The sequence below is a fragment of the Nocardia sp. NPDC001965 genome (assembly GCF_053594175.1).
Genome location: NZ_JBSFDZ010000018.1, coordinates 128,026 through 134,279, shown reverse-complemented (window position 1 = coordinate 134,279; position 6,254 = coordinate 128,026). Strand labels below are relative to the sequence as shown.

At 67.5% G+C, this 6,254-nt stretch carries 6 protein-coding genes; 5 read left to right on the top strand and 1 reads right to left on the bottom strand.

Annotated features, from left to right (window positions below; all coding sequences use genetic code 11):
* Positions 1-749: 749 nt before the first annotated feature.
* Positions 750-1,406, bottom strand: coding sequence for a hypothetical protein (locus tag ACWCPQ_RS23725; protein ID WP_449902424.1), 657 nt, complete (start codon positions 1,404-1,406; stop codon positions 750-752).
* A 463-nt stretch (positions 1,407-1,869) separates the two neighbouring features.
* Between ACWCPQ_RS23725 and carD the strand changes: the two genes are divergently transcribed.
* The 5 genes from carD (at position 1,870) to rlmB (ending at position 6,217) form a co-directional block, all read left to right on the top strand.
* Positions 1,870-2,358: an RNA polymerase-binding transcription factor CarD gene (gene carD, locus ACWCPQ_RS23720; RefSeq protein ID WP_011206964.1), complete on the top strand. Its 489-nt coding sequence runs from the start codon at positions 1,870-1,872 to the stop codon at positions 2,356-2,358.
* A 2-nt stretch (positions 2,359-2,360) separates the two neighbouring features.
* Entirely contained in the window at positions 2,361-3,074 is a 714-nt protein-coding gene (gene ispD / locus ACWCPQ_RS23715; RefSeq protein ID WP_449902422.1) for a 2-C-methyl-D-erythritol 4-phosphate cytidylyltransferase, read from the top strand.
* Between the two features lie 2 nt (positions 3,075-3,076).
* Entirely contained in the window at positions 3,077-3,589 is a 513-nt protein-coding gene (gene ispF / locus ACWCPQ_RS23710) for a 2-C-methyl-D-erythritol 2,4-cyclodiphosphate synthase (RefSeq protein WP_449902444.1), read from the top strand.
* A 253-nt stretch (positions 3,590-3,842) separates the two neighbouring features.
* Entirely contained in the window at positions 3,843-5,249 is a 1,407-nt protein-coding gene (gene cysS, locus ACWCPQ_RS23705; RefSeq protein WP_449902420.1) for a cysteine--tRNA ligase, read from the top strand.
* Positions 5,249-6,217 (top strand): 23S rRNA (guanosine(2251)-2'-O)-methyltransferase RlmB, encoded by a 969-nt coding sequence (gene rlmB / locus ACWCPQ_RS23700; protein WP_449902442.1) that lies wholly within the window; start codon positions 5,249-5,251, stop codon positions 6,215-6,217. Before cysS ends, rlmB begins: the two co-directional genes overlap by 1 nt.
* Positions 6,218-6,254: the final 37 nt, after the last annotated feature.

Here is a 6,254-nt window from a genome sequence, read left to right as displayed (position 1 = left end):
AGTCTCGAGGGCTGAACGACGGGACTCGAGCCTGCGGCTCATGCGCTTTCGAGGGCTGAACGACGGGACGGGCCTCGACCTTTGTGGGCCTCGCTGAACTCGGCACCGAGTATGCGCTCGCCCGGGGGGCGATGTCGCTTTCCTGCGATCCGCGCTGTGGTGATCCCGCGCTGTGGCCGGGGCCTGCTCGTTGTGGACCGAGGGAGCGCAGCAATGATCTTTGTGCGACATACGGTCCGTTGTCCGCGTACTACGACGACCATCGAACCCGACCCTGCCGGAAACCCACTCGGACAGGTCCCAGCGCGCTCTGCGCCCTTCGGGTTCGATATCACCGTCCCCGGCGCACCGGAGTGACGGGCGTGGACGACAGTAGCTCGATTCCGCCGACCGAGCCCGCTACGCGACATCTCCCGCAACGACGTCGCACCCACCGGTTCTCCGCACGAACACGGTCAGGTCCTTCCGGCTCCCCAAGTGACCAGTCAGTGCGTACGGCCGCCCACGGACCGGATCCGCAGACCATGCCTCACCAAAGTCAGGTGAAAGTCAGGTGATTGTTCGGCCCGGTCAGCGGACACCGCCTCACTGCCTCCCGCCGATCCACCCCCCGTAGGGCCACCTCAGTGGTCGGGGCCCGCCCCGGTTCTGGAGCGACGGAGCGGGGGAGCGAAGCGGAGGAGCGCAGGAGTGAAGAACCGGGGTCACGAGGGCCCCGGCCCCGCCCCGCCGGAGGTGGGGCAGAAGATTCAGTGTCCGCCGGTGGAGCCGGTGGTGCTCTTGGAGAGTTCGGATTCGTGGCGCGGGGCCTCCACGCCGGCGTCGACCGGGACCTGGACCACGACGGCGCCGTTCTCTTTGAAGTTGAACGAGACGTTGTAGGTGAGGCCCGGCGTGATGTTCCGGGTCAGACCGGTGATCTCGATGCGTGCGGGTTTCGTTTCGCCGCCTTCGGTTTCGATCGTTTCGCCGCTGGTGTGGGTTTCCGCTCCGGCCTGCGGTGTGGAGACCACGATTGTTTCGGCGGGGGCGATCGAGAGTTTGTCGCCCGTGCCCGGGGTGATCTTGGCGGTGCCGAGGTCGGTGGTGACGCTGGTGAGTTCGTCGGTGACCACTTCGCCGGTGTTCACGATCGACAGCGCGAGCGCGGCCTGGCCGCCGGTGGTGTTGATGCCGGTGCCGTCGCCGGGATAGACGATGTGCACGTTGCGCAGCGCGATATCGCCGATATCGGCCGTGTTGCCGTTGACGGCGGCGACCTGGTCGGCGGTCTGCGAATGCTGGCCGGCACTGCAGCCGGACAGGATGAGGGCGGCTCCGGCGGCGAGCGCGGCGGCCGCGACCATGCGGCGCCGACGGGTCGGGGCGACCGGGCCAGCGGCAGTCGCGGCAGTCAGGGCAGTCACGGGTTGTCCTCCATGTCCGAGTGGGCGCACTCCAACTAGGCACTGTAGTAGTTGCATCGCAACACGCGGCGCACCGGGCGGTGTCAGGGGGGATTGCGTGATGTGTTGTGTGTGATTTGTCGCACGTCACGGTGTGTCCGGCGGGTCCCGGATCGTAGTCTCTGCATCGCCCCGGTGTTCGTTGTCCGACGGCACGACGGTTGGGTGTTGCGGGTATTGCGCGCCGTCGCGCTGACCGGTAACGATCCGGCCTCCGCCGCCCGCTTGCGCGCCCGGGCGGAGTGCGTTTTCATATGCCCTCGAAGAGCCCCTGTCCGACACCCGTTCGGGCACAACGTGATGCACACCAAACTCGTCCTGTCAAGCCCCAGTGCCTGGTCGTTGTGGCCCTGACCTGCGCAGTTGATCGCGCCGTTATCGAGTCGCGTGTTAAACTGTGAACATCGAAAGGGGCACGGGACACATGATTTTTAAGGTCGGAGATACCGTCGTTTATCCCCATCATGGGGCGGCTTTGATCGAAGCTATCGAGACCCGCACCATCAAGGGTGAGCAGAAAGAGTATCTGGTCCTGAAGGTCGCACAAGGTGACCTCACTGTTCGGGTTCCCGCGGAAAACGCGGAATATGTCGGCGTTCGCGATGTAGTAGGCCAGGAAGGTCTCGACAGAGTCTTCCAGGTACTGCGTGCGCCGCATACCGAAGAACCCACCAACTGGTCCCGCCGTTACAAGGCCAACCTCGAGAAGCTCGCCTCCGGCGATGTGAACAAGGTGGCCGAGGTCGTCCGTGACCTGTGGCGCCGGGAGCAGGACCGTGGTCTGTCCGCGGGCGAGAAGCGGATGCTGGCCAAGGCTCGGCAGATCCTCGTCGGGGAGCTCGCGCTCGCCGAGGGTACTGATGACGGCAAGGCCGAGACGCTCCTCGACGAGGTTCTCGCCGCGGCGTCCTGATCGTGCACAGAACAGACGGTTCCGGCCGTTCCGCCGGTCCCGTCACCGCTTTGGTTCCTGCCGCCGGTCGTGGCGTGCGCTTGGGTGCAGATGAGCCCAAGGCGTTCGTCCCGATCGGCGGCAGGCCTATGCTCGGACTGGCCGTGAACGGCCTGATAGCTGCCGGTGTTGTCGACGAGATCATTGTGATGGTGCCCGCCGAACATGTCGACCGGGCGGCAGCTCTTCTACCTGCGGATTCCGTGGTACGGATCGTGGTCGGCGGTACCGAGCGCACCGATTCGGTGCGTGCCGGGCTGGCCGCCGCCGGCGATTCCGCGTTCTTCCTGGTGCACGACGCGGCCCGCGCCCTCACCCCGCCCGCGTTGATCGCTCGCGTGGTCGATGAACTCCGTGCCGGATATCCCGCTGTCGTGCCGGCGCTGCCGGTGGTGGACACCGTCAAAACGGTGGATTCGCGGGGAAATGTCACCGGTACGCCGGACCGGGGCGCGCTACGTGCCGTCCAGACGCCGCAGGGCTTCGCCGCCGCGACGCTGCGGGCCGCTTACGCCGAACCGGAGACCGCGACCGATGATGCGGGCCTGGTGGAGCGGCTGGGCACACCGGTGCGCACCGTTGCGGGCGACCCCCTCGCCTTCAAGATCACCACCCCGCTCGACCTGCGGCTGGCCGAATCCCTGCTGGACCCGAGCCCGGCGGTGACCTCGTGCTGAACATGCGGGTCGGGATCGGCACCGATGTACATCCGATCGAACCGGGGCGTCCCTGCTGGATGGCCGGATTGCTGTTCGACGGCGAGGACGGTTGCGCGGGACACTCCGACGGAGATGTCGCCGCGCACGCGCTCTGCGATGCGCTGCTGTCCGCAGCGGGCCTGGGCGATGTGGGGTCGGTGTTCGGTACCGGCCGTCCGGAATGGGCGGGAGTATCCGGTGCCGCCATGCTGAAGGAAGTGCGCCGCCTGCTCGACGACGCCGGATACGAGGTCGTGAATGCCGCTGTACAGGTGATCGGCAACCGGCCGCGGATCGGTCCGCGGCGCGCCGAGGCACAGCAGGTGCTCGGCGATCTGCTGGACGCGCCGGTTTCGGTCTCCGGCACCACCAGCGACGGCCTGGGACTCACCGGGCGCGGTGAGGGGATCGCCGCGGTCGCCAATGCCCTGCTGCACTGTCCGGGGCGGCCGAGCGCAGAGCCCGGAGACGGTGGCGAGGTGCTGCCGGCATAGGGCCCGCGAGGCCGCCGTTTCAGACCGGCGCGGCCGAATGCCGGGCTCCGGGTCGGTATCGATGGTGATCGGTTCGGGCCGGTAGGGTCGCCCACCGCGATATCTGTCCAGCGTGATCCGCGACGGTGGAACACCGACTTCCCCGCGCGCCGCCGAGCCGAATGCTCGCGTACCGACCCGCACCGCTACCCTGCCCATATCCCCCTGCACCAAATTCGAGTGCACTCCATACACGAAACTAGGATCGACTGCCGTGACGCTGCGCCTGTTCGACACCGAGAAACGGACCCTGCGTGATTTCACACCGCTGGTACCCGGACACGCCTCGGTGTACCTGTGTGGGGCGACCGTGCAGGGGCTACCCCATATCGGTCACGTGCGCAGCGGAGTCGCCTTCGATATTCTGCGCCGCTGGCTGACCGCGAACGGCTTCGATGTGGCGTTCATCCGCAACGTCACCGATATCGAGGACAAGATCCTGACCAAGGCGGCCGCGGCCGGACGCCCCTGGTGGGAATGGGCGGCCACGCACGAACGTGCCTTCGACCAGGCCTATCGGCAACTCGGCGTGCTGCCGCCGTCGGCCGAACCGCGCGCGACCGGGCATATCACCCAGATGGTCGATTTGATGCAGCGGCTGATCGATCGCGGGCACGCGTACGCCTCCGAGGGCAATGTGTATTTCGACGTCCGGAGTTACCCCGACTACGGACATCTCTCCGGCCATCGGCTCGAAGATGTGCACCAGGGGGAGAGCGCCGGACTCGGTAAACGCGATCCCCGTGATTTCACGCTGTGGAAAGCCGCGAAACCGGGCGAGCCGACCTGGCCGTCGCCCTGGGGGCCGGGACGTCCCGGCTGGCATCTGGAATGCTCCGCCATGGCCGAGTTCTATCTCGGCCCGGAATTCGATATCCACTGCGGTGGTATGGATCTGGTCTTTCCGCACCACGAGAACGAAATCGCGCAATCCAAGGCGGCCGGCGACGGTTTCGCCCGGTACTGGTTGCACAACGGCTGGGTCACCATGGGTGGCGAGAAGATGTCGAAATCGCTCGGGAATGTGCTGTCCATTCCGAATGTGCTGAAATCTGTGCGCGCGGTGGAATTGCGCTTCTACCTGGGCAGTGCGCACTATCGCTCGATGCTGGAATATTCGGACAAGGCGCTCGCCGATGCGGCGCAGTCCTATCAGCGGATCGAAGCATTCGTGCAACGCGTGGCCGAACGCGCCGGGGATATCCCGATGGGTAAATGGACCGACGGATTCGCCGCTGCCCTCGACGACGATCTCGGCGTCCCGAAAGCGCTCGCCGAGATCCATCACGGTGTACACGAGGGCAACCGTGCGCTGGACGCGGGCGTACTCGACACCGCCCGGGAGCACGCCGGCCAGATCCGCGCCATGCTCGACGTGCTCGGCGTGGATCCGCTCGACCCGCACTGGCACGGCGCCACCGACCATACGGCGGCCGACGCCGCGCTGGACGTGCTCGTGGGTGCCGAGCTGGAACGACGGCAACAGGCCCGGGCCACCAAGGACTGGGCGACCGCCGACGCCGTCCGCGATCGACTGCAGGCGGCCGGAATCGAAGTTACCGATACACCCAACGGTGCCGAATGGTCGCTGGGCGCACCTACCCCTGGAAAGGCGGGCTGATGGCCGGCAATTCACAACGTCGCGGTGCGATCCGTAAGGGCGGCACCAAGAAGGGCGCGGTGGTCGGTTCCGGTGGCCAGCGGCGCCGCGGGCTGGAGGGGCGCGGGCCGACACCGCCGGCGGAGGAGCGGACGAAACATGCGGCTGCGCGCCGGTCGGCCGCGAAAGCCAAAGCCGCGCAGAACAACCCGTCCAACCGTGGCCGCCCGGCCGGTCGCCGCAGCGACGACGCGCCCGAACTGGTGCTCGGCCGCAATCCCGTGGTGGAGTGTCTGCGGGCCGGTGTACCGGCCAGCGCGCTCTACGTGGCGGTGGGAACCGAGAACGACGAGCGGCTCACCGAGAGCGTGCGCATCGCGGCCGATACCGGGATCTCCATTCTCGAGGTGCCGCGCACCGATCTGGACCGGATGAGTTCCAACGGCCTCCATCAGGGCGTGGCTCTGCAGGTGCCGCCCTATCGGTACGCCCACCCCGACGATCTGCTGACCCGTTCCAGGGAATCGTCCGAGCCGGCGCTGCTGGTGGCGCTGGACAATATCTCCGATCCGCGCAACCTCGGCGCCGTCGTGCGCTCGGTCGCCGCCTTCGGCGGTCACGGTGTGGTGATCCCGCAGCGTCGCAGCGCCAGTGTCACCGCGGTCGCGTGGCGGACCAGTGCCGGTGCCGCGGCGCGGCTTCCGGTCGCCCGGGCCACCAATCTCACACGCACTCTGAAGGATTGGGCCGCAAAGGGTGTCCAGATCGTGGGCCTCGACGCGGGTGGCGATCTGTCTCTCGACGATTTCGACGGCGCCGCGCCGACGGTGATCGTCGTCGGATCGGAAGGTAAGGGCCTGTCCCGGCTGGTCCGCGAGAACTGCGACGCGGTGCTCAGCATCCCGATGGCGGGTCCGGTGGAATCACTGAACGCCTCGGTCGCCGCGGGCGTGGTGCTGGCCGAGATCGCCCGGCAGCGCCGCGGCTGAGCGCACGATTCCACCGGTCGGCCCGGGCTGCGCAACA

Bases quoted from the DNA above. Each gene is read 5' to 3' on its own strand.
- carD (WP_011206964.1), top strand. From the start codon at position 1,870: ATGATTTTTAAGGTCGGAGATACCGTCGTTTATCCCCATCATGGGGCG.
- ispF (WP_449902444.1), top strand. From the start codon at position 3,077: ATGCGGGTCGGGATCGGCACCGATGTACATCCGATCGAACCGGGGCGT.
- rlmB (WP_449902442.1), top strand. From the start codon at position 5,249: ATGGCCGGCAATTCACAACGTCGCGGTGCGATCCGTAAGGGCGGCACC.